The organism is Desulfofundulus thermobenzoicus (assembly GCF_009428905.1).
GTDB lineage: Bacteria > Bacillota > Desulfotomaculia > Desulfotomaculales > Desulfovirgulaceae > Desulfofundulus_A > Desulfofundulus_A thermobenzoicus.
Window position 1 is genome coordinate 1 of the sequence record NZ_WHYR01000193.1, and the last position, 447, is coordinate 447.

Below are 447 nucleotides of genomic sequence, written 5' to 3' on the forward strand. Positions count from 1 at the left end.
GAATTGTATGATCGTTATCAAAAACCTCTTATCATTGTCGAGAACGGCATGGGTGCAAAGGATGTAGTTGAAAGTGATGGCTCTATCCATGACGACTATCGTATTAACTATTTTAAAGAGCATTTCCGTCAAATGAGAGAAGCGATTGATGAAGGCGTCGATCTCTTTGGATATACGAGCTGGGGCTCGATTGATATTATTAGTGCAGGTACATCACAAATGTTAAAACGCTATGGCTTCATTCACGTCGATCAAGATGATGACGGGAACGGGACATTAAAACGATCTCGAAAAGATTCATTTTATTGGTACCAAAAAGTCATTGAGACAAATGGTGAATCGCTTGATTGAACACCACAATCATGAAAACAGGTGATGACGATGTTTAAAATCAAAAAAGTTTTAAACTCGAGTGTGGTCCTGGCTGAAGATCAGAACCAACAGGAG

1 protein-coding gene is annotated in these 447 nt (G+C 39.4%); it reads left to right on the top strand.

The features are described 5' to 3' along the window. A partial coding sequence (locus GFC01_RS18185; RefSeq protein ID WP_152948512.1) for a family 1 glycosylhydrolase occupies positions 1-351 on the top strand: 351 nt, incomplete at its 5' end. Positions 352-447: the final 96 nt, after the last annotated feature.